Source organism: Pseudomonas sp. 10-1B, assembly GCF_000935045.1.
Lineage (GTDB): Bacteria > Pseudomonadota > Gammaproteobacteria > Pseudomonadales > Pseudomonadaceae > Aquipseudomonas.
Genome location: NZ_JYKS01000065.1, coordinates 12339 through 33837 on the forward strand (window position 1 = coordinate 12339; position 21499 = coordinate 33837).

General features: G+C 64.5%; 18 protein-coding genes. 12 read left to right on the forward strand and 6 right to left on the reverse strand.

Translation table 11 applies throughout. The features are described from left to right. Nucleotides 1-271: 271 nt before the first annotated feature. The 4 genes from TZ03_RS25775 to TZ03_RS25790 all read right to left on the reverse strand — a co-directional run bounded on the left by TZ03_RS25775 (nucleotide 272) and on the right by TZ03_RS25790 (nucleotide 3912). Nucleotides 272-1156: a ChaN family lipoprotein gene (locus TZ03_RS25775; RefSeq protein ID WP_051101192.1), complete on the reverse strand. Its 885-nt coding sequence runs from the start codon at nucleotides 1154-1156 to the stop codon at nucleotides 272-274. Nucleotides 1157-1226: 70 nt separating this feature from the next. Then, the gene (locus TZ03_RS25780; RefSeq protein WP_051101193.1) at nucleotides 1227-1994 is read right to left on the reverse strand and encodes a heme ABC transporter ATP-binding protein; all 768 of its coding nucleotides are present in this window, start codon (nucleotides 1992-1994) and stop codon (nucleotides 1227-1229) included. Continuing rightward, nucleotides 1994-2977 (reverse strand): FecCD family ABC transporter permease, encoded by a 984-nt coding sequence (locus TZ03_RS25785; protein WP_177328509.1) that lies wholly within the window; start codon nucleotides 2975-2977, stop codon nucleotides 1994-1996. Before TZ03_RS25785 ends, TZ03_RS25780 begins: the two co-directional genes overlap by 1 nt. 50 nt (nucleotides 2978-3027) lie before the next feature. Further along, the gene (locus tag TZ03_RS25790) at nucleotides 3028-3912 is read right to left on the reverse strand and encodes a heme/hemin ABC transporter substrate-binding protein (RefSeq protein ID WP_051101195.1); all 885 of its coding nucleotides are present in this window, start codon (nucleotides 3910-3912) and stop codon (nucleotides 3028-3030) included. Nucleotides 3913-4060: 148 nt separating this feature from the next. Between TZ03_RS25790 and TZ03_RS25795 the strand changes: the two genes are divergently transcribed. Then, nucleotides 4061-4384 (forward strand): Rieske (2Fe-2S) protein, encoded by a 324-nt coding sequence (locus TZ03_RS25795; protein WP_051101196.1) that lies wholly within the window; start codon nucleotides 4061-4063, stop codon nucleotides 4382-4384. Between the two features lie 141 nt (nucleotides 4385-4525). Here the strand turns inward: TZ03_RS25795 and sfsA are convergent, their stop codons facing one another. Together sfsA and TZ03_RS25805 are read right to left on the reverse strand one after the other, a co-directional pair. After that, nucleotides 4526-5239 carry a DNA/RNA nuclease SfsA gene (sfsA, locus tag TZ03_RS25800; protein WP_051101197.1) on the reverse strand — a complete coding sequence of 238 codons (714 nt, stop codon included), beginning with the start codon at nucleotides 5237-5239 and terminating at the stop codon, nucleotides 4526-4528. Beyond that, the gene (locus TZ03_RS25805) at nucleotides 5239-6411 is read right to left on the reverse strand and encodes a pyridoxal phosphate-dependent aminotransferase (RefSeq protein ID WP_051101198.1); all 1173 of its coding nucleotides are present in this window, start codon (nucleotides 6409-6411) and stop codon (nucleotides 5239-5241) included. Before TZ03_RS25805 ends, sfsA begins: the two co-directional genes overlap by 1 nt. Nucleotides 6412-6621: 210 nt before the next feature. On the opposite strand from TZ03_RS25805, the gene dksA reads away from it, so the two are divergent. The 11 genes from dksA (at nucleotide 6622) to acs (ending at nucleotide 21489) form a co-directional block, all read left to right on the forward strand. Next, nucleotides 6622-7065 (forward strand): RNA polymerase-binding protein DksA, encoded by a 444-nt coding sequence (gene dksA / locus TZ03_RS25810; protein WP_012274224.1) that lies wholly within the window; start codon nucleotides 6622-6624, stop codon nucleotides 7063-7065. Between the two features lie 63 nt (nucleotides 7066-7128). Further along, nucleotides 7129-8016: a tRNA glutamyl-Q(34) synthetase GluQRS gene (gluQRS, locus tag TZ03_RS25815; protein ID WP_177328507.1), complete on the forward strand. Its 888-nt coding sequence runs from the start codon at nucleotides 7129-7131 to the stop codon at nucleotides 8014-8016. Between the two features lie 243 nt (nucleotides 8017-8259). Then, entirely contained in the window at nucleotides 8260-8436 is a 177-nt protein-coding gene (locus TZ03_RS30895) for a hypothetical protein (protein WP_003250005.1), read from the forward strand. Beyond that, nucleotides 8420-11395, forward strand: coding sequence for a sensor histidine kinase (locus tag TZ03_RS25825; protein WP_177328508.1), 2976 nt, complete (start codon nucleotides 8420-8422; stop codon nucleotides 11393-11395). Before TZ03_RS30895 ends, TZ03_RS25825 begins: the two co-directional genes overlap by 17 nt. 4 nt (nucleotides 11396-11399) lie before the next feature. After that, nucleotides 11400-12845: a sigma-54-dependent transcriptional regulator gene (locus TZ03_RS25830; RefSeq protein ID WP_051101200.1), complete on the forward strand. Its 1446-nt coding sequence runs from the start codon at nucleotides 11400-11402 to the stop codon at nucleotides 12843-12845. Nucleotides 12846-13657: 812 nt separating this feature from the next. Then, entirely contained in the window at nucleotides 13658-15046 is a 1389-nt protein-coding gene (locus TZ03_RS25835) for a polynucleotide adenylyltransferase PcnB (RefSeq protein WP_051101201.1), read from the forward strand. After that, on the forward strand, nucleotides 15043-15522 hold the full coding sequence (gene folK / locus TZ03_RS25840; RefSeq protein ID WP_051101202.1) for a 2-amino-4-hydroxy-6-hydroxymethyldihydropteridine diphosphokinase: 480 nt from the start codon (nucleotides 15043-15045) through the stop codon (nucleotides 15520-15522). The genes TZ03_RS25835 and folK overlap by 4 nt, the downstream gene beginning before the upstream one ends. A gap of 260 nt (nucleotides 15523-15782) precedes the next feature. After that, on the forward strand, nucleotides 15783-16583 hold the full coding sequence (panB, locus tag TZ03_RS25845) for a 3-methyl-2-oxobutanoate hydroxymethyltransferase (RefSeq protein WP_051101203.1): 801 nt from the start codon (nucleotides 15783-15785) through the stop codon (nucleotides 16581-16583). Continuing rightward, on the forward strand, nucleotides 16580-17443 hold the full coding sequence (panC, locus tag TZ03_RS25850) for a pantoate--beta-alanine ligase (RefSeq protein ID WP_051101204.1): 864 nt from the start codon (nucleotides 16580-16582) through the stop codon (nucleotides 17441-17443). Before panB ends, panC begins: the two co-directional genes overlap by 4 nt. A gap of 245 nt (nucleotides 17444-17688) precedes the next feature. Beyond that, the gene (gene pgi / locus TZ03_RS25855; RefSeq protein WP_051101205.1) at nucleotides 17689-19353 is read left to right on the forward strand and encodes a glucose-6-phosphate isomerase; all 1665 of its coding nucleotides are present in this window, start codon (nucleotides 17689-17691) and stop codon (nucleotides 19351-19353) included. A 201-nt stretch (nucleotides 19354-19554) separates the two neighbouring features. Beyond that, on the forward strand, nucleotides 19555-21489 hold the full coding sequence (acs, locus tag TZ03_RS25860) for an acetate--CoA ligase (RefSeq protein WP_051101206.1): 1935 nt from the start codon (nucleotides 19555-19557) through the stop codon (nucleotides 21487-21489). Nucleotides 21490-21499 lie beyond the last annotated feature (10 nt).

Here is a 21499-nt window from a genome sequence, read left to right on the forward strand (position 1 = left end):
ATGAGAATCGTTATGATTATCACAACTGGTCGCGAGACTGGTTGGATAAGCTAAGAGCCCCTGGTTCGGACTCTCAGATTATCTCCTCATCAGGCTAATCACGGTTATTGACCCGGCAATTTGCCGGGTCTTTTTTTGCCTGTAGGTTTTGTGCCGCCAGGCCAGGCCCTATCGCCGGCAAGCCAGCTCCCACAGGTACAGCGTTAGCCTTGAGTCTTGTACTGTCCCTGTGGGAGCTGGCTTGCCGGCGATAGGGCCAGTGCTGGTGACGCTACTGCCGCAGTTGAGCGCAATAGTCCTGTTCCGGCATCGCCGCCGTGTACCACAGGTAATCGGCCTGCCCTGCCTCGACCTGCTCGCCCACTTCAACCAGCAACAGCACCTTGCTCTCCCCCTGCGCGCCCAGATCACTCAAGTGCAATGGCACACCCAGGTCCTTGCGCACGTGATAGGCACCGGCAAACAGCAGTGCCGGTTGCGGCGCCGCCAGCAAGCGCTCGGCCATGCGCCGGTCGCGCTGCTGCTGCACGGCCAGCATCGCCGGCAACTGGCTTTCCGGCAGCATGCCGCAATGCCCAGCGCGAACCTGTTCGAGCAAGGCGGCCTTTACCGCTGGCGCATTGGAATTTTTGCCGGTTAACGCAACCGGCTGTCGATAGGCCTGGCGCATCTCGCCAGGCGACAGGTTGGCTGCCAGCAGTGGCACCCGCTGCTGCAAGGCTTCAGTCACGATTGGCCCGTACAACTGCCAGTCCCAGCCCTCTTGCCAGGCCAGGGCCTTGGGCAGGTCCGTCGGCAAGGGTTGCCCGGCAAGCTGGTCCAGCAACGGTTGCTGCTCGGGTTGCAGCATCTCCAGCAGCAGGCTGCCCTGCGCACGCTGGCCTTGCAGGGCACGCAGCAGCCACAGTTGCAGCGCGTGGTGGTCGGGGTTGTCGTGTTTCTCGCCAACCAGCACGCGGGGGGCGACAGCCAGGCGCTGTACCAACTGCTCAGGGCTTATCGGTTGCCCATCGGCAAGATCGATGATGCGCCCCAGCTCGGCATGCGTGCGCCCTTCACTGCTCTGCCAGGCGGGCAACGGCGGCAGGCTGGCCTGGCAGCCGCCCAGCGCCAGCAGCAGGCACAGCGAGAAACCGAAAAGCAGCGGGTGTCGCATTGGCATTGCCTCCATGTCATTCACAATTGACCCGGCCTGCACCATTTCCTGTGGGAGCGCAACATGCCTCTCAGCGGGTGATGATCAGCGGATGCCCACGCTCCGGGTGCGCCTGTACCAGCACATCGATCCCGTATACAGCCTTCAACGCCACCGGCGTCAGCACCTCTTCGGGCGAGGAGAACGCATGGCAGCGACCCTGCTCCAGCAGCAGGATACGGTCACAGTAGCGCGCCGCCAGGTTCAGGTCATGCAGGATCACCAGCACCGCAGCGCCACGGTCGGCGAAGCGGCGCACGGACTCCAGGGTGGTGTGCTGGTGCAGCGGGTCGAGCATCGAGGTCGGCTCGTCGAGCAGCAGCGTGGTGCCCCGCTCCCCCGGCCACAGCTGCGCCAGCACGCGGGCCAGGTGCACCCTTTGCCGCTCGCCACCGGACAACGCCAGGTAGCTGCGCTCCACCAGGTGCCAGGCATCCGCCGCGTGCAAGGCCGCCTCGACGATTTCTGCATCGCGCCGTTGCCCGGTGCCATGGGGCATGCGGCCCATGCTCACCACTTCCTCGACCCGGAACGAGAAACCCAGGCTGGAAACCTGCGGCAGCACCGCCAGGCGCCTGGCCCGTTCCTGTCCGGCCCAGTCGGCCAGTGGTCGGCCCTGTAGCGTCACCTGCCCGCGGTCGGGCGCCAGCTCGCCACACAACACACCCAGCAGGCTGCTCTTACCTGCACCATTGGGGCCAAGCACCCCCACGACCTGCCCTGGGCTCAGTTGCAGGTGAATGTCGTGCAGCACCTCATTGCCGCCCCGCCGCAGGTGCAGGCCCTCGACTTGCAACATCAGCTGCGCCCTCGTATCAGCAGGAACAGGAAGAACGGCGCCCCGATGAAGGCCGTGACGATACCGATCGGCAGCTCGGCAGGCGCCAGCAGCAGCCGCGCCGCCAGGTCGGCGAACAGCATCAGCACGCCCCCGGCCAGCAACGAGGCCGGCAGCACCACGCGATGATCGGGCCCCGCCAGCAGCCGCACCAGGTGCGGTACCACCAGGCCGATGAAGCCGATCAGCCCAGCCGCAGCCACCGCAGCGCCCACGCCCAGCGCCGTGCAGAACACCAGCTCGCGTTTGAGCCGCTCCACGTCGACCCCTAGGTGCCGCGCCTCCGACTCACCCAGCAACAGGGCATTCAGCGCCTTGGCCCGGCGTGGCAACCACAGTGCCACCCCCGCCGCCACCAGCAGCAACGGCCACAGCCGCTCGTAGCTGGCGCCATTGAGGCTGCCCAGGTTCCAGAAGGTCAGCGTGCGCAGGGCAGCGTCATCGGCCAGGTAGGAGAACAGCCCCACGGCAGCGCCACCCAGCGCGGTCATGGCCACCCCGGCCAGCAGCATCGTGGCGACGTTGGTCTGGCCATCGCGCCGCCCCAGGCGATAGACCAGCGCGGTCACCCCCAGCCCGCCAATGAAGGCGCACAGTGACAGCAAATAAGGGGCGAATGCATCCGGCATACCGCCCAGCCAGCTGCCACTCACGATGGCCACCGCCGCGCCCACTGCCGCCCCAGCAGCCACCCCCACCAGCCCGGGGTCGGCCAGCGGGTTGCGGAACAACCCCTGCATGGCCACGCCCGACAGCGCCAGCACCGCGCCCACCGCCAGCCCCAGCAGGGTACGCGGCAAGCGGATCTGGCCCAGGATCATCTCGGCCTGCTGCAGGCCGTCAGCGGCGATGGGCAGCCCCAACAGGCGCAGGCCGGCACGCAGCGTATCGAACAGTGGCAGGCTGACCGGCCCCAGGGCCAGTGACAGCCAGATCGCCAACAGGCACAAAAGGCTCAGGCAAATGAACAACGTACGTGGCTGGACCCGTTGTTTCATTGCGCGAAGCTGGCCTTGGCTGCCGGGTAGAAGGTGGCTGCCAGCGACTGCAAGGTCGCCGGCAGGCGCGGCCCGAGCCCACCTACCAGCAATGTCGGGTCGAGCGATACCAGGCGTTTCTCACGCACAGCGCGGGACACCGCCAACGCCGGGTTTTCTTTCAGCAGTGCCTGCAAGGCTTGCTCGTCAGCCAGTGCCCGGTCGGAAAACACGATGACATCCGGGTCCAATGCCGCCAGCGCTTCGTTGGAAAAATTCTTGTAGCCCTGATGCTCTGCCAGGTTGCGCCCGCCCGCCTGGCCCAGCAGCCAGTCACCAGCGGTGCCCTGCCCGGCGATCAGCGGCTTGGCCCCGGCATGCCCGACCAGCAGCAACACCCCCGGCGCCTTCTGCCCGGCCTGGGCCTGCTTGACCTTGGCTTGCAAGGCATCGAGCTGCTGATGGTAGCCTGCCGCCAACTCCCCGGCTTGCTGTTCTGCGCCGAGCAACTGCCCCAGGTGCTTGAGGTTTTCATCCACCGCAGCCAGTTCGGCCTTGCTGGAGAACAGCTCGACCTGCACGCCAGCCTTGCGGATTTGCGCCAGTACCGGCGGCGGGCCCATTTCCTCGGTGCCCACCAGCACGTCCGGGCGCAGGCTGAGAATGCCTTCAGCCGACAGCTGCCGCTGGTAACCCACACTGGGCAATGATTTCAGCGATGCCGGGTGCTGGCTGGTGGTGTCCACGCCGACCAGGCGCGCTTCCCCGCCTAGCGCGGTTATCCACTCGCTCAATGCACCACCGGCGCTGACCCAGCGCTGCGGCAGCTCGGCAGCCAAGGCCTGGGTGGAAAGCACAAGGCTTGCGCACAGCGCAAGCAAGGCGACAGGACGGCGCATCATCGGGTTCCTTCTGCAGGCGGGCCGCGCACCTTGTGGCGGGCGGCGGAACTGCGCACCATAGACAGCCGGGCGCAGCGAATGCGGGCAATTTGATAATTATTCGCATTGAAGCGTCAAGCCATCCCTTGTTTCACGAGCCGTCCTTGCCATGCACTTCCTTTGTACCTCCCACGGCCTGGCCGAAGGCCAAAGCCGCGCCTTCAGCGTAGACGGCACCGAGCTGTTCGGCGTGCGCCGCCAGGGCCAGGTGTACCTCTACCGCAACCGTTGCCCGCATCGGGGCATCCCGCTGAACTGGGCGCGAGACGCGTTTCTCGATGACAGCGCCAGCCTCATCCACTGCGCCCACCATGGTGCGTTGTTCCTGATCGAAAGCGGCGAATGCGTGGCCGGGCCCTGCGAGGGCGAACAACTGCAAGCCCTGGGCTGCCACGAAGACAGCCAGGGCATCTGGTTGATGCCCGCCAGATAAGCCATGGGGGCAGCTATTGGGGCTGCTGCGCAGCCCATCGCCGGCAAGCCAGCTCCCACAGGTATTGCGAGCAGCTCAAGGTTTGCGCAATACCTGTGGGAGCTGGCTTGCCGGCGATGGGCCGCACAGCGGCCCCATTGGTCAAGGGCCGAGCAGTACCGGCAAACGGCGATCGATGACGATGCCTTCAGCGTCCAGGCGGGTACCGTAGGCCAGCACTTCCACCCCGTCCGCCACTGCGGTGCGCAGGGCCTGGGCATAAGCTGCGTCGATTTCCTCGGCCGGGCGCACGGCTTCGATGCCGGTCAGGTTGACGCAGTACAACTGCACAGCCCGCACGCCCTGCCGGGCAAGTTTCGCCAGCTCGCGCAGGTGCTTGGCGCCACGCTGGGTCACCGCATCGGGGAAGGCCGCCACGGGGCTGTCGGGATAGCCCAGAGTCACGCTCTTGACCTCGACAAAAGCGGGAACACCGTCGAATTCCAGGCGAAAGTCGATGCGGCTGCCTTCCTCGCCATAGGCCACTTCTCGCTTTAGCGCGGTGAAGCCGGCCAGCTCGGCGATGGTGCCGGCCCGCAGGGCCTCTTCGACCAGCGTATTGGCCCGCCCGGTATTCACGCAGGCCAGCCGCCCCTGTGGGGTTTCGCTGATTTCCCAGGTGCCCGGCAGCTTGCGCTTGGGGTCGTTGGAGCGGCTGAACCATACCTGCCCGCCTTCACGCATGCAGTTGAGCATGGAGCCGGTGTTCGGGCAGTGGATGGTCATCTGCTCGCCGTTGGCCAGTTCGATGTCCGCCAGAAAACGCTTGTAGCGGCGCAGCAGGCGGCCCTGCTCAAGTGAGGGAGAAAAGCGCATCAGCCTTGCCAGCTCCGCAGGCCACGGGCAATACGCTGCACCGCCTCTTCCAGGCGCGGCAGGCTCTGGGTGTAGGCAAAGCGCACATGGTGCCCGGCCAGGTGGCGGCCAAAGTCCAGCCCCGGGGTGAAGGCCAGGTGCTCGGTTTCCAGGAAGTGCCGGCAGAAGGCGAACGCATCCCCACCAAAGGCACTGATATCGGCGTACAGGTAGAACGCCCCCTGCGGCTCGACGGCAATGCGGAAGCCCAGCTCACGCAAGGCCGGCAACAGGTAGTCGCGGCGGCGGGCGAACTCGGCGCGGCGCTCTTCGAAAATGGCCAGGGTTTCGGGCTGGAAGCACGCCAACGCGGCGTGCTGGGCCATGCTTGGTGCGCTGATGTACAGGTTCTGCGCCAGCTTTTCCAGATCGGCCACGGCGCCGGGGGGCGCCACCAGCCAGCCCAGGCGCCAACCGGTCATGCCGAAATACTTGGAAAAACTATTCAGGACGAACGCCGAGTCGTCCACTTCCAGCACGCTCGGCGCGTCCATGCCATAGGTCAGGCCGTGATAGATCTCGTCCACCACCAGGTGGCCATGGCGCTCACGGGTGGCTTGGGCAAGGCTGGCCAACTCGTCACGGCCCAGCACTGTGCCGGTGGGGTTGGCTGGCGAGGCGACCAAAGCGCCGACCGTGTCCTTGTCCCAGTAACGATCGACCAGGTCTGCCGTCAGCTGGTAATTCACCTCCGGCCCTACCGGCACCAGTTGCGCGCCGCCTTCGACCAGGCGCAGGAAGTGGCGGTTGCACGGGTAGCCCGGGTCGGCCAGCAGCCAGTGCTTGCCCGGGTCGACCAGCAGGCTGCTAGCCAGCAGCAGCGCGCCGGAGCCACCCGGGGTAATGAGGATGCGCTCCGGGTCGACATTCAAGCCATAGCGTTGGCCGTAGAATCCGGCAATGGCTTCACGCAGCGCCGGCAGGCCGCGCGCTGCGGTGTAGCGGGTGTGCCCGGCGGCCAGTGCCGCCTGGCCGGCGGCGACGATGGGCGCGGCGGTGGTGAAGTCCGGCTCACCGATTTCCAAGTGGATCACGTCGTGCCCGGCCGCCTGCAGCTCGTTGGCCCGGGCCAGCAGTGCCATGACATGGAAGGGTTCGATGGCGCGGCTGCGCGCACTGTAGGGGTGGGCCATGACCTTCTCTCAAATGGGGCTAAACTGGAGATTCTACCTCTGCACGCCACCGAACGTGCGGCTCGCGCCGCTGTCAATTGCCAGGATCGGGCGGGGTAGCGCACCCCCGATCTATCTGGTAAGTTCGGCGGCTCGCAGTCGCAGGGCCGGCGGGTGCCGGAGATGGAGCATCCTGCGCATTGGATCAGATGAGTGAGAGGCGGTCTATTCATGTCCACCGTAGAAAAGCAAAAAGCCCAGACCATGTACGGTGTCGAGCCCTACGTAGAAACCAAGGGTGAAGAGTACATGGGCGAGCCCATGAAAAAGCACTTCACCAAGCTTCTCGGCGCCTGGAAGCAAGAGCTGATGACCAGTGTGGACCGCACTGTGGACCACATGAAGGATGAAGCGGCCAACTTCCCCGACCCGGCCGACCGCGCCAGCCAGGAAGAAGAATTCGCCCTGGAGCTGCGCAACCGCGATCGCGAGCGCAAGCTGATCAAGAAAATCGACAAGACCCTCGACAAGATCAAGGCCGACGAATACGGCTGGTGCGAATCGTGCGGCATCGAGATTGGCCTGCGTCGACTGGAGGCCCGCCCCACCGCAGACCTGTGCTTCGACTGCAAGGAAATCGCCGAGAAAAAGGAAAAAACGGTCGGCAAAGGCTGATCCTTCTTCTATTTGAACGGGGCGCATCATGCGCCCCGTTTCATTTATATGCCCAGCATGACCATGACCGACTCCAGTTATATCGGGCGTTTCGCCCCTACCCCCAGCGGCTTCCTGCACTTCGGCTCGCTGGTCGCCGCCCTCGCCTCCTGGCTCGATGCCCGCGCCGTCAATGGCCGCTGGTTGCTGCGCATGGAAGACACCGACCCACCCCGGGAAATGCCCGGCGCCCGCGATGCGATCCTGCAGACCCTGGAACGCTACGGCCTGGAATGGGATGGCGAGGTAGTCTGCCAAAGCCAACGTCACGACGCTTATGCCGCGGTGGTCGACCGCTTGTTCAACATGGGCCTGGCCTATGCCTGCACCTGCTCGCGCAAGCAGCTGGAGGGCTACCACGGCATCTACCCAGGTTTGTGCCGTAACGCCGGGCATGCCCGCGAAGGCGCGGCAATCCGCTTGCGGGTGCCGGAGTTGATCTACCGCTTTACCGACCGGGTGCAGGGCGAGTTCCAGCAACACCTGGGGCGTGAGGTGGGTGACTTCGTCATCCAGCGCCGCGACGGGCTGTATGCGTACCAGTTGGCAGTGGTGCTGGACGATGCCTGGCAGGGTGTCACCGACATCGTGCGCGGCGCCGACCTGCTCGACAACACCCCGCGCCAGCTGTACCTGCAGGAGCTGCTGGGCTTCTCGCAGCCGCGTTACCTGCATATTCCGCTGATCGTGCAACCGGACGGGCACAAGCTGGGCAAGTCGTACCGTTCGCCGCCGCTGCAGGTGGAGCATGCGACGCCGTTGTTGCTGCGGGCGTTGCGGGCGCTGGGGCAGGACACCGACCCGGAGCTTTTGCTGGCAACACCGGCTGAAGTGCTGGCAGTAGCGCGCCAGCAGTGGCGACCAGAAGCGATTGCACGGAAGACTACGGTGCCAGAGGCTGATTTGCACTGAGGCTTTACCGCCCTATCGCCGGCAAGCCAGCTCCCACAGGTACGGCGCAACGCTCAGGTCCTGTGGTAATCCTGTGGGAGCTGGCTTGCCGGCGATAGGGCCAGAACAGGCAACCCTTCTCTAAAATCAAAAGCCCAATAAATTCAAACTCTTGGCTAACCCTATGGATTCCCGCTAGCATCCCCCCAGCCATTTGCGCCAATAATAAGTCCAAGCCCGCAGCGCCCAACCATCGAGGCCAGCATGTACATCTATCGTTTGGTCCTGCTTCTGGTCGTGGGGATCTACCTGTTCTCCCCGGCCATCATGGACTGGTGGATCGAACCGACCGGAGCCTGGTACCGCCCTTACCTGCTCTGGCTGATCCTGATCGTCGTCACCTTCATCCTGCAGAGCCAACGAGATGCCGATGAGCTTTAGCCTGACCCAGATGATCCTGATCAGCGCCGGGTACCTCATGGTGCTGTTCGGCGTGGCCTGGATCAGCGAGCGTGGGTTGATCCCGCGCTCGCTCATTCGTCACCCGCTGACCTACACCCTGTCGCTGGGCGTGTACGCTAGTGCCTGGGCCTTCTATGGCTCGGTGGGCCTGGCCTACCAGTACGGCTACGGCTTCCTCGCCTGTTACCTGGGGGTGTCCGGCGCATTCCTGCTGGCGCCGGTGCTGCTGTACCCGATCCTCAAGATCACCCGCACCTACCAGCTGTCATCGCTGGCCGACCTGCTGGCGTTCCGCTTTCGCAGCACCTGGGCCGGCGCGCTGACCACGATCATCATGCTGATCGGCGTGCTGCCCTTGCTGGCCCTGCAAATCCAGGCAGTGGCCGACTCGATCAGCATCCTCACCGGTGAACCGGTCAAAGCCCGGGTGGCCTTCGCCTTCTGTACTCTGATCATCCTGTTCACCATCTTCTTCGGCTCGCGGCACATCGCCACGCGCGAAAAACACGAAGGGCTGGTGTTCGCCATCGCCTTCGAGTCGGTGATCAAGCTGCTGGCCCTGGGCGGTATCGGCCTGTATGCCCTGTACGGCGTGTTCGGCGGCCCGCACGAGCTGGAAGTCTGGCTGCTGCAGAACCAGACCGCCCTGGCGGCCCTGCACACCCCACTGCAGGAAGGCCCATGGCGCACCCTGCTGCTGGTGTTCTTCGCCTCGGCCATCGTCATGCCGCACATGTACCACATGGCCTTCACCGAAAACCTCAACCCGCGCTCGCTGGTCAGCGCCAGCTGGGGCCTGCCGCTGTTCCTGCTGCTGATGAGCCTGGCCGTGCCGCTGGTGCTGTGGGCCGGCTTGCGCCTGGGCGCCAGCACCAACCCCGAGTACTTCACCCTGGGCCTGGGGATTGCCGCCAACAACCAGGCACTGGCGCTGCTGGCCTACATCGGCGGCTTGTCGGCAGCCAGCGGCCTGATCATCGTCACCACCCTGGCGCTGTCGGGCATGGCCCTCAACCACCTGGTGCTGCCGCTGTACCAGCCACCGGCCGAGGGCAACATCTACCGCTGGCTGAAGTGGACCCGCCGCGCGCTGATCGTCGCCATCATCACCGCCGGCTTCATGTTCTACCTGACCCAGAACAACCACCAGAGCCTGGCCAACCTGGGCATCGTCGCCTTCGTCGCCACCTTGCAGTTCCTGCCGGGGGTGCTGTCGGTGCTGTACTGGCCTACCGCCAACCGCCGCGGCTTCATCGCCGGGCTGCTGGCCGGCACCCTGGTGTGGATGGTGACCATGCTGCTGCCGCTGCTGGGCAACCTGCAGGGCTTCTATATCCCGCTGCTGGACATGATCTATGTGCTGGACGACACCAGCTGGCACATGGCAGCAATCGCCTCGCTGGCGGCCAACGTGCTGCTGTTCACCCTGATCTCGCTGTTCACCAACGCCAGCACCGAGGAGGTCAGCGCGGCCGAAGCCTGCGCGGTGGACAACGTGCGCCGCCCGCAGCGCCGCGAGCTGCATGCCGCCTCGCCGCAGGAGTTCGCCACCCAGCTGGCCAAGCCGCTGGGCGCCAAGGCCGCGCAAAAGGAGGTGGAACAGGCCCTGCGCGACCTCTACCTGCCATTCGACGAGCGTCGCCCCTATGCCTTGCGCCGCCTGCGCGACCGCATCGAGGCCAACCTGTCCGGCCTGATGGGGCCGAGCGTGGCCCAGGACATGGTCGAGACCTTCCTGCCGTACAAGTCCGGTAACGAAAACTACGTGACCGAAGACATCCACTTCATCGAAAGCCGCCTGGAAGACTACCACTCACGCCTGACCGGCCTGGCCGCCGAGCTCGATGCCTTGCGCCGCTACCACCGCCAGACCCTGCAGGAACTGCCCATGGGCGTCTGCTCGCTGGCCAAGGACCAGGAAATCCTGATGTGGAACAAGGCCATGGAAGAACTGACCGGTATCGCCGCCAAGCACGTGGTCGGCTCGCGCCTGGTCACCATCGGCGAACCCTGGCGCGGCCTGCTGCAGGGTTTCATCAACGTGCCTGACGAACACCTGCACAAGCAGCGCCTGGCGCTGGATGGCCAGACACGCTGGCTGAACCTGCACAAGGCGGCCATCGACGAGCCGCTGGCCCCGGGTAACAGCGGCCTGGTGCTGCTGGTCGAAGACCTCACCGAAACCCAGGCACTGGAAGACAAGCTGGTGCACTCCGAACGCCTGGCCAGCATCGGCCGCCTGGCCGCCGGCGTGGCCCACGAAATCGGCAACCCGATCACCGGCATCGCCTGCCTGGCGCAGAACCTGCGCGAGGAACGCGAAGACGATGGCGAAATCATCGAGCTGTCCAGCCAGATCCTCGACCAGACCAAGCGCGTGTCGCGCATCGTCCAGTCGCTGATGAGCTTCGCCCATGCCGGCGGCAGTCACCAGAACAGTGAAGAGCCGGTGTGCCTGGCCGAAGTGGCGCAGGACGCCATCGGTCTGCTGGCGTTGAACCGGCGCAATTTCGAAGTACAGTTCTACAACCTCTGCGACCCGGAACATTGGGCCGAAGGGGACCCGCAGCGCCTGGCCCAGGTGCTGATCAACCTGCTCTCCAACGCCCGCGACGCCTCGCCGCCCGGCAGCGCTGTGCGCGTGCGCAGCGAGGTCAGCGAGCACACCGTCGACCTGATCGTCGAGGATGAGGGCAGCGGGATCCCGAAGAACATCCAGGACCGCCTGTTCGAACCTTTCTTCACCACCAAGGACCCGGGCGAAGGAACCGGACTGGGGCTCGCTCTGGTCTATTCCATCGTGGAAGAGCATTATGGGCAAATCACCATCGACAGCCCGGCCGATATCGAACGGCAACGTGGCACACGGATCCGCGTGACCCTGCCCCGGCATGTCGTAGCGACGTCCCCTGAAATTCGAGACCGTCGAGAGAATTGAATCAATGCCGCACATTCTGATCGTCGAAGACGAAACCATCATCCGCTCGGCCTTGCGTCGCCTGCTCGAACGCAACCAGTACCAGGTCAGCGAAGCCGGCTCGGTGCAGGAAGCCCAGGAACGCTTCAGCATTGCCACCTTCGACCTGATCGTCAGCGACCTGCGCCTGCCTGGCGCGCCCGGCACCGAACTGATCAAGCTCGGCCAGGGCACCCCGGTGCTGATCATGACCAGCTACGCCAGCCTGCGCTCGGCGGTGGACTCAATGAAAATGGGCGCGGTGGACTACATCGCCAAGCCCTTCGACCACGACGAGATGCTACAGGCCGTGGCGCGTATCCTGCGCGACCGGCAAAACGCCCCAGCCGCCGCAGCGGTCGCCGAGCCACGCTCCAGCAACGGCAAGGCCGCCCCGGCCGACAAAGGCAGCGCGGCGCCGGCCAATGGCGAAATCGGCATCATTGGCTCGTGCCCGCCAATGCAGGACATGTACAGCAAGATCCGCAAGGTCGCGCCCACCGACTCCAATGTGCTGATCCAGGGCGAGTCGGGCACAGGTAAAGAGCTGGTGGCCCGCGCCCTGCACAACCTGTCGCGGCGGGCCAAGGCACCGATGATCTCGGTGAACTGCGCGGCCATCCCCGAGACACTGATCGAGTCCGAGCTGTTCGGCCACGAAAAAGGTGCGTTCACCGGCGCCAGCGCCGGGCGAGCCGGCCTGGTGGAAGCTGCCGACGGCGGCACGCTGTTCCTCGACGAAATCGGCGAGCTGCCACTGGAAGCCCAGGCCCGCCTGCTGCGCGTGCTGCAGGAAGGCGAGATTCGCCGAGTAGGTTCGGTGCAGTCGCAAAAGGTCGATGTGCGCCTGATCGCCGCAACCCACCGTGACCTGAAGAACCTGGCCAAGGCCGGCCAGTTCCGCGAAGACCTGTATTACCGCCTGCACGTGATCGCCCTGAAACTGCCGGCCCTGCGCGAACGCGGCAGCGACGTGAACGAGATCGCCAGCGCCTTCCTCGCCCGCCAGAGCGCACGTATCGGCCGCGACGACCTGCATTTCTCGGCCGAAGCCGAGCAGGCCATTCGTCACTACAGCTGGCCGGGTAACGTGCGTGAACTGGAAAACGCCGTGGAGCGCGCGGTGATTCTCAGCGAGAGCGCAGAAATTTCCGCCGACCTGCTGGGTATTGACATCGAGCTGAGCGACCTGGAAGAGGACGAGATCCTCGACAACGCCCTGGCCGTGACCAGTGGTGCCAATGCCAGCCATGAACCGACCGAAGACCTGTCGCTTGAGGACTACTTCCAGCATTTCGTCCTCGAGCACCAGGACCACATGACCGAGACCGAACTGGCCCGCAAGCTCGGGGTCAGCCGCAAGTGCCTGTGGGAACGCCGCCAGCGCCTGGGCATTCCACGGCGCAAGAGCAACGCTACCAGCGACAATTGACCGGCCTGGGCAGGAGGTTCCTCCTGCCCCTTCTCTATAAGCCTCCCCGGCCCTTTCGCGAGTACACAGGGTTGTGCATACCTGTGTAGGAGCGGGTTTACCCGCGAAGGGGCCAGAAAGGCTAGCACACGGATCCCAGGTAACACCTCACCTGCCCCGCAAATCTGTTACCCAACCTTTCCCCCGTAACAGTTGCCGAGGCATACGGTAACGAAATTTCGCCATTTTCAGCCTGCAAAATTTTGCCTGAACGTCTCAACCCCTTGATTTTACTAGGCTTCGAAAAGTTGGCACGGCACCTGCTATATGTCTGGTACAAGAACAATAACAAGCACTGCAACTCAAAATAAGAACAAGACGAAACGGCTCACGCACAATAAAAACAAGACGGCGGAGGCGCAGCTAACTGATTCTTTTGGAGAGGATGCGTGTTTGGGGCTTGCCCCACAACCAGGCAGAGAACAACAAAAACTGCACTAAAAAGCAGCGCCTGAACTGGTTGGATCGACAGATCAACGTGACATCAGCGACCAAAGCAATCCGTTTGCTCTTAACCCCTGGATTGGGGGTCGTCCACAAGCTTCGAGATTTGTGGGCAGGGCACTCAACAAAAACAAGAAGCCCAGCAAAAAAATAATAAGAGCACGCAACGACACTTCTTGGGGAGCTTAGGCTCCCCTTGTCGTTTCTACCCTTCCGGCAGGCATCCTGCTACCCGCCTACACCATTCCTTGAGTAAATGCTAGAATCCCCGCCCATCATGCGGCCATTCTCCTATTCTTGGCCGAACATTCCTTCAAACAGTGCATCCCATGCTGAAGAAGCTGTTCCAGTCGTTCCGCCCGCCCGTACCGGGCCAGCACCACAGGCGCACCACGCCTGAGGTGATCAACAAAAGCCAGCACTCGCTGCAGCGCCACCAGTTCAGCCGCCATGCGGTGAACATCGTGGAGCGCCTGCAAAGCGCCGGCTACCAGGCTTACCTGGTCGGTGGCTGCGTCCGCGACCTGATGCTGGGCATTACGCCGAAAGACTTCGACGTCGCCACCAGCGCCACCCCCGAACAGGTCCGTGCCGAATTCCGCAACGCGCGCATCATCGGTCGCCGCTTCAAGCTGGTCCACGTGCATTTCGGCCGTGAGATCATCGAAGTCGCCACCTTCCGCGCCCACCACTCGGAAGACGACCAGGGCGACAGCCACCGTTCGTCGCATAACGCCAGTGGCCGCATCCTGCGTGACAACGTGTACGGCACCCTGGAAGAAGACGCGCAACGCCGCGACTTCACCATCAACGCCCTGTACTACGACCCGGTCAGCGAGCGCATTCTCGATTACGCCAATGGCGTGCACGATATTCGCAACCGCCTGCTGCGCCTGATCGGTGACCCTACCCACCGTTACCAGGAAGACCCGGTGCGCATGCTGCGTGCGGTGCGCTTCGCCGCCAAGCTCGACTTCGGCATCGAGAAGCACACGGTCCAGCCGATTCGCCAGCTGGCCTCGCTGCTGCGCGAAATTCCGCCGGCGCGCCTGTTCGAAGAGAGCCTCAAGCTGTTCCTCTCTGGCCAGGGTGCCATCGCCTTCGAGATGCTGGTCGACCTGCAGCTGTTCGAGCCACTGTTCCCGGGCAGCTCGCACGCCCTGGACGAACGCCCGACCTACACCCACACGCTGATCAGCCAGGCGTTGCACAACACCGACCTGCGCGTGAAGCAGGGCAAACCAGTGACCCCGGCGTTCCTGTTCGCTGCACTGCTCTGGCCTGCCCTGCCGGCCCGTGTACTGCACCTGCAGAACCAGGGCGTGCCGCCGATCCCGGCCATGAACGGTGCGGCCCACGACCTGATCGCCGAGCAATGCGCACGCATCGCCATTCCCAAGCGTTTCACCCTGCCGATCCGCGAGATCTGGGACATGCAGGAGCGCCTGCCACGGCGCAGCGGCAAGCGTGCCGACGTGCTGCTGGACAACCCACGCTTCCGCGCCGGTTACGACTTCCTGCTACTGCGTGAGAGCGCCGGCGAAGAAACCGACGACCTCGGCCAGTGGTGGACCGACTATCAGGATGCCAACGACAGCGAGCGCCGCGAGATGATCCGCGAGCTGGGCAGCCGTGACGAAGGCACCGGCGCCGGCCCGCGCAAACGCAAGCGCAGCGGCGGCAAACGCAAGCGCAGTGGCGACGAGGCGTTCGAGTGAACACCCGCGCCTACGTCGGCCTGGGCAGTAACCTGGACGCTCCTGCCGAGCAACTGCGCAGCGCCTTGCAGGCGCTGGACCAGGTCGAAGGCACGCGCCTGGTGGCGGCCTCGGCCCTGTACACCAGCGACTCGCTGTTGCCCGGCCAGCCGCGTTACACCAACGCCGTCGCCGCGCTGGACACCGCCCTGCCGCCCCTGGCCCTGCTCGATGCGCTGCAGGCCATCGAGAACGACCAGGGCCGCGTGCGCAAGGAGCGCTGGGGCCCGCGCACGCTGGACCTGGACATCCTGCTATTCGGCGACCACGTGCTCGACGAGCCACGCCTGAAAGTGCCGCATTACCACATGCATGCCCGGCCTTTCGTGCTGTACCCACTGGCCGAACTGGTACCGGGCGATTTCCGCCTGGCCGATGGCCGCGCCCTCGCGCAGTTGCTTGACGACTGCCCGTTCGTCGGCCTGGAGCGCCTGTAGGCCGGTCGTTCCAGCCTCACGCCAGCACGGTAACGCCAGTAACACCCTGATCGTAACAATGCGGTAACAGGGTGATTGACTTCCCCCACCTCGCTCACGACTATAGGCGTCCCGTGTGGCACCAAAGTGCCGCATACCCGTATTTAGGCCCGGACGGACCTGTGCCCGAACATCACACGCGATGATGTGCCGCTCCGGAAGATGACTACACGCGTTGACTGCAGTCGTTTTTTACAGCGCCTGAACGAGGAATTTCCTACATGCCTGAAGTAACCCTGACCACCCTCAATGGCCTCAAGGCCAAGGGTGAAAAAATCACCATGCTGACCTGCTACGACGCGACCTTCGCCAAGGCCGCCAGCCAGGCCGGTGTCGAAGTGTTGCTGGTGGGCGACTCGCTGGGAATGGTCCTGCAAGGCCACGACAGCACCTTGCCGGTAACCACGGCGGATATGGCCTACCACACCGCCTGCGTCAAACGCGGCAACGACGGCGCACTGATCCTCGCCGACCTACCGTTCATGGCGCACGCTACCCCGGAGCAAGCCTTTGCCAACAGCGCCACGCTGATGCAGGCCGGCGCCCACATGATCAAGATCGAAGGCGCTGCCTGGCTGGCCGAGACCATCCGCCTGCTGGCCGAGCGTGGCGTGCCGGTGTGCGCGCACATGGGCCTGACCCCGCAAACCGTCAACGTGCTGGGCGGCTACAAGGTACAAGGCCGCCAGGAAGCCCAGGCCAGGCAGATGCGCGCCGATGCCATCGCCCTGGAGCAGGCCGGTGCGGCCATGCTGCTGCTTGAATGCGTGCCTAGCGAACTGGCGGCGGAAATCACCAGTGCCGTGGGCATCCCGGTGATCGGCATCGGTGCCGGCAGCGCCACCGATGGCCAGGTGCTGGTCCTGCACGACATGCTCGGCCTGTCGTTGAGTGGCCGGGTGCCGAAGTTCGTGAAGAACTTCATGCAAGGCCAGGCGGATATCCACAGCGCCCTCGTCGCTTACGTCGAGGCGGTCAAGCAAGTCAGCTTCCCAGGCAGCGAACACGGGTTCAGTGCATGAATACAGTCAAGACCGTCCGCGAATTGCGCGCCGCAGTAGCCCGCGCCCGCAGTGAAGGCAAGCGCATCGGCTTCGTGCCGACCATGGGCAACCTGCACAGCGGCCACGCCGCCTTGGTGACCAAGGCCGCGCAGCGCGCCGACTTCGTGGTGGCCAGCATTTTCGTCAACCCGCTGCAGTTCGGCGCCAACGAAGACCTCGACAAGTACCCGCGCACCTTGGCCGCCGATCAGGAGTGCCTGCTGCAGGCCGGCTGCAACCTGCTGTTCGCGCCCACCGTCGAAGAGATGTACCCCGATGGCATGAGCGTGCAAACCCGCGTCAGCGTGCCGCAGCTTTCCGAAGGCTTGTGCGGCGCCAGCCGGCCTGGGCATTTCGAAGGCGTGGCCACTGTGGTCAGCAAACTGTTCAACATGGTCCAGCCCGACCTTGCGGTGTTCGGCGAAAAGGATTTCCAGCAGTTGGCGGTAATCCGCGCCATGGTGCGCGACCTGAACATGCCGATCCAGATCATCGGCGAACCCACCGTGCGGGCCGAGGATGGCCTGGCGCTGTCTTCGCGCAATGGCTACCTCACGCCTGAGCAGCGCGCTGCCGCGCCGGCGCTGTACCGCACACTGCAGCACATCGCTGGAGCCATCGGCCATGGCCAGCGTGATTTTGCCGCACTGGTCAGCGAAGGCCAGGCGCAACTGAGCGCTGCTGGCTTGCGTCCGGATTATCTGGAAGTGCGCCATGCGCTTACCCTGCGACCGGCAATGATCGATGACCGCGACCTGGTGGTGATTGCCGCGGCGTACCTGGGTAACACACGGTTGATCGACAACCTGTACCTGCATGTGGAAGAGAAGACCGCGTAACAGCCTGGGGCTGCCTTGCAGCCCATTCGCCGGCAAGCCAGCTCCCACCTCGACCGCATGAGTCTCAAGCCCTGTGCAGTACCTGTGGGAGCTGGCTTGCCGGCGATTGGCGCGCAAAGCGCCCCCAAATTCCCCCCGCCATACCCATTCCCTGCAAGTGGCCTTTGCCTATAATGGTGCCAGCCTGAACCCGGCAATGACTGCCATGTCCAAGCCACCACCACGCATTAAGGGAACCCAGCGCAATGGCGTATTACCGTACACCCCATGATGTGACGGCCCTGCCCGCCTGGCAGGCGCTTCAGCAACACCGCGACGCCATGCAGAGTTTCAGCATGCGCGAAGCCTTCGCCGCCGATGCCAAACGCTTCGACCAGTTTTCCCTTAGCGCTTGCGGCCTGTTCCTCGACTACTCGAAAAACCTGATCACCGAGCAAAGCCGCGACCTGCTGGTCAACCTGGCCAACGAAGTGGGCCTGCAGGACGCCATCAAGTCGATGTTCGACGGCGAAATCATCAACGCCTCCGAAGGCCGCCCGGTGCTGCACACGGCCCTGCGCCGGCCGGTGGGCGACAAGCTCAGCGTCAATGGCGTGAACGTCATGCCGGAAGTGCACAAGGTGCTCAACCAGATCACCGAACTGGTCGGCCGCATTCACGATGGCCTGTGGCGCGGCTACAGCGAAAAGCCGATCACCGACGTGGTCAATATCGGCATCGGCGGCTCGTTCCTCGGCCCCGAGCTGGTCTCCGAGGCACTGCTGCCCTACGCCCAGCGCGGCGTGCGCTGCCACTACCTGGCGAACATCGACGGCAGTGAATTCCATGAGCTGTCGGCCAACCTGCGCGCCGAAACCACCCTGTTCATCGTCTCGTCGAAGTCGTTCAACACCCTCGAGACCCTGAAAAACGCCATGGCCGCGCGGACCTGGTACCTGGCCCAGGGCGGCTCGGAAGCCGAGCTGTACCGCCACTTCATCGCCGTCTCCAGCAACAAGGCCGCCGCCGTGGCCTTCGGTATCCGCGAAGAGAACATCTTCCCGATGTGGGACTGGGTCGGCGGGCGTTACTCGCTATGGTCGGCCATCGGCCTGCCGATCGCCCTGGCCATCGGCACGGCCAACTTCAAGGAGCTGCTGTCCGGTGCCTATACCATGGACCAGCACTTCCAGACCGCGCCGTTCGACAAGAACATGCCCGTGCTGCTGGCCCTGCTGGGCGTGTGGTACGGCAACTTCTGGGGTGCCAGCAGCCACGCGATCCTGCCGTACGACCACTACCTGCGCAACATCACCAAGCACCTGCAGCAGTTGGACATGGAGTCCAACGGCAAGAGCGTGCTGCAGGACGGTACCCCGGTGAAGACCGATACCGGCCCGGTGATCTGGGGCGGCGTCGGCTGCAACGGCCAGCATGCCTACCACCAGTTGCTGCACCAGGGCACCCAGCTGATTCCGGCCGACTTCATCGTCCCGGTGGTGAGCTTCAACCCGGTGGCCGACCATCACCAGTGGCTGTATGCCAACTGCCTGTCGCAGAGCCAGGCGCTGATGCTGGGCAAAACCCGTGAAGAAGCCGAAGCCGAGCTGCGCGGCAAAGGCCTGAACGAAGCGGACATCGAAAAGCTGGCCCCACACAAGGTGATCCCGGGCAACCGCCCGAGCAACACCCTGGTGGTCGAACGCATCAGCCCACGCCGGCTGGGCGCGCTGGTAGCGATGTACGAGCACAAGGTGTTCGTGCAGAGCGTGATCTGGGGTATCAACGCCTTCGACCAGTGGGGCGTGGAACTGGGCAAGGAGCTGGGCAAGGGCGTTTACCAGCGTTTGGTCGGCAGCCTGGAAGACAGCGCCGAAGATGGCTCCACCCAAGGCCTGATCAACTACTTCCGCGGCCGTCATCGCGGGTGATCCAAAACCTGTACCTGCCTCTTCGCGGGCAAGCCCGCTCCTACAAGGGACCGCACAAATTTCAAGGATTGTGCGGTCCCTTGTAGGAGCGGGCTTGCCCGCGAAGAGGCCGGTACAGGTTGAACACCTCCCCCAGCTACACTGTCTTATCGAATAGCCGTTAGCAGTCCATCGCCCCTTACAAGAGCAGGACCACCCGCCATGTTCGATATCCGCAACTACCCCCAGGCCCTGGCCGTCAGCCAGTCCGCCGCTCTCACCCCCGACGAGTACCGCCGCCTCTACCGCCAGTCGGTCGACGACCCCGACACCTTCTGGGCCGAACAGGCCAAGCGCCTGGACTGGATCAAGCCTTGGTCAAGCGTGCAGCAATGCGACCTGAAGACTGGCGAGGCCCGCTGGTTCGACGGTGCCCAGCTCAACGTCAGCGCCAACTGCATCGACCGCCACCTGGCCCAACGCGGCGAACAGACTGCCCTGCTGTGGGAAGGCGACGACCCCAAGGACGCCAAGGCCATCAGCTACCGCGAACTGCACCGCCAGGTCTGCCGCCTGGCCAATGCCCTGAAAGCGCGCGGGGTGAAGAAGGGCGACCGAGTGTGCATCTACATGCCAATGATCCCCGAAGCCGCCTTCGCCATGCTCGCCTGCACGCGCATCGGTGCTATCCACTCGGTAGTGTTCGGCGGCTTCTCGCCCGATGCCCTGCGCGACCGTATTCTCGATGCCGACTGCCGCACCGTGATCACCGCCGATGAAGGCGTGCGCGGTGGCAAGCGCATCCCACTGAAACTGAACGTCGACAAAGCCCTGGCCAGCTGCCCCGCGGTCAGCAGCGTGTTCGTCGTGCGCCGCACCGGCGGCGATGTCGCCTGGGCCGAAGGCCGCGACCTGTGGTACCACGAGGTGACCGAAAAGGCCGGCGACGACTGCCCACCCGAGCCGATGGGCGCCGAAGACCCGCTGTTCATCCTCTACACCTCCGGCAGCACCGGCAAGCCCAAGGGCGTGCTGCACACCACTGGCGGCTATCTGCTGCAGGCCACCCTCACCTTCAAGGTGGTGTTCGACTACCGCGACGGCGAGGTGTTCTGGTGCACCGCTGATGTGGGCTGGGTTACTGGCCACAGCTATATCGTCTTTGGCCCGCTGGCCAATGGCGCGATCTCGCTGATGTTCGAAGGCGTGCCCAACTACCCGGACACCTCGCGCTTCTGGCAGGTGGTGGACAAGCACCAGGTGAACATCTTCTACACCGCGCCGACCGCCCTGCGTGCCTTGATGCGCGAAGGCTCAGGGCCGCTGCAGGGCACCTCGCGGCAAAGCCTGCGCCTGCTCGGCAGCGTCGGCGAGCCGATCAACCCGGAAGCCTGGGAATGGTACTTCGAGGAAGTCGGCCAGAAGCGCTGCCCCATCGTCGATACCTGGTGGCAGACCGAAACCGGCGGCATCATGATCACCCCGCTGCCCGGCACCCAGGCGCTCAAGCCCGGTTGCGCCACCCAACCCATGTTCGGCGTGCAACCGGTGCTGCTGGATGACAAAGGCAAACTCATCGAAGGCCCCGGCGCCGGCCTGCTGGTGATCAAGGCCAGCTGGCCCGGGCAGATCCGCAGCGTCTATGGCGACCACCAGCGCATGGTCGACACCTACTTCAAGCCCATGCCCGGCTATTACTTCACCGGCGACGGTGCCCGCCGCGATGCCGATGGCGACTACTGGATCACCGGGCGCATCGACGATGTGATCAACGTTTCCGGCCACCGCATCGGCACCGCCGAAGTGGAAAGCGCGCTGGTGCTGCATGACAGCGTCGCCGAGGCCGCCGTGGTCGGCTACCCCCACGACCTCAAGGGCCAGGGCGTGTACGCCTTCGTCACCCCCATGAATGGCGTGACCCCGGACGGTGCGCTCAAAGCCGAGCTGCTGGCCCTGGTCAGCAAGGAAATCGGCAGCTTCGCCAAACCCGAGCTGATCCAGTGGGCCCCGGCATTGCCCAAGACACGCTCAGGCAAGATCATGCGGCGTATACTGCGCAAGATCGCCTGCAACGAGCTGGACAACCTGGGCGACACCTCGACCCTGGCCGACCCCAGCGTGGTGCAGGGTCTGATCGACAAACGCCTCAACCAGTAACCGGCGGCCG

Excerpts from the sequence above, each read along its gene's own strand:
- sfsA (WP_051101197.1), bottom strand. The coding sequence starts at position 5,239 with ATGCGCTTTTCTCCCTCACTTGAGCAGGGCCGCCTGCTGCGCCGCTAC.
- panC (WP_051101204.1), top strand. The coding sequence starts at position 16,580 with ATGAATACAGTCAAGACCGTCCGCGAATTGCGCGCCGCAGTAGCCCGC.
- acs (WP_051101206.1), top strand. The coding sequence starts at position 19,555 with ATGTTCGATATCCGCAACTACCCCCAGGCCCTGGCCGTCAGCCAGTCC.
- TZ03_RS25780 (WP_051101193.1), bottom strand. The coding sequence starts at position 1,994 with ATGTTGCAAGTCGAGGGCCTGCACCTGCGGCGGGGCGGCAATGAGGTG.
- dksA (WP_012274224.1), top strand. The coding sequence starts at position 6,622 with ATGTCCACCGTAGAAAAGCAAAAAGCCCAGACCATGTACGGTGTCGAG.
- TZ03_RS25790 (WP_051101195.1), bottom strand. The coding sequence starts at position 3,912 with ATGATGCGCCGTCCTGTCGCCTTGCTTGCGCTGTGCGCAAGCCTTGTG.
- gluQRS (WP_177328507.1), top strand. The coding sequence starts at position 7,129 with ATGACCGACTCCAGTTATATCGGGCGTTTCGCCCCTACCCCCAGCGGC.
- TZ03_RS30895 (WP_003250005.1), top strand. The coding sequence starts at position 8,260 with ATGTACATCTATCGTTTGGTCCTGCTTCTGGTCGTGGGGATCTACCTG.
- TZ03_RS25795 (WP_051101196.1), top strand. The coding sequence starts at position 4,061 with ATGCACTTCCTTTGTACCTCCCACGGCCTGGCCGAAGGCCAAAGCCGC.
- TZ03_RS25775 (WP_051101192.1), bottom strand. The coding sequence starts at position 1,156 with ATGCGACACCCGCTGCTTTTCGGTTTCTCGCTGTGCCTGCTGCTGGCG.
- TZ03_RS25830 (WP_051101200.1), top strand. The coding sequence starts at position 11,400 with ATGCCGCACATTCTGATCGTCGAAGACGAAACCATCATCCGCTCGGCC.
- panB (WP_051101203.1), top strand. The coding sequence starts at position 15,783 with ATGCCTGAAGTAACCCTGACCACCCTCAATGGCCTCAAGGCCAAGGGT.
- TZ03_RS25825 (WP_177328508.1), top strand. The coding sequence starts at position 8,420 with ATGCCGATGAGCTTTAGCCTGACCCAGATGATCCTGATCAGCGCCGGG.
- TZ03_RS25835 (WP_051101201.1), top strand. The coding sequence starts at position 13,658 with ATGCTGAAGAAGCTGTTCCAGTCGTTCCGCCCGCCCGTACCGGGCCAG.
- TZ03_RS25805 (WP_051101198.1), bottom strand. The coding sequence starts at position 6,411 with ATGGCCCACCCCTACAGTGCGCGCAGCCGCGCCATCGAACCCTTCCAT.
- pgi (WP_051101205.1), top strand. The coding sequence starts at position 17,689 with ATGGCGTATTACCGTACACCCCATGATGTGACGGCCCTGCCCGCCTGG.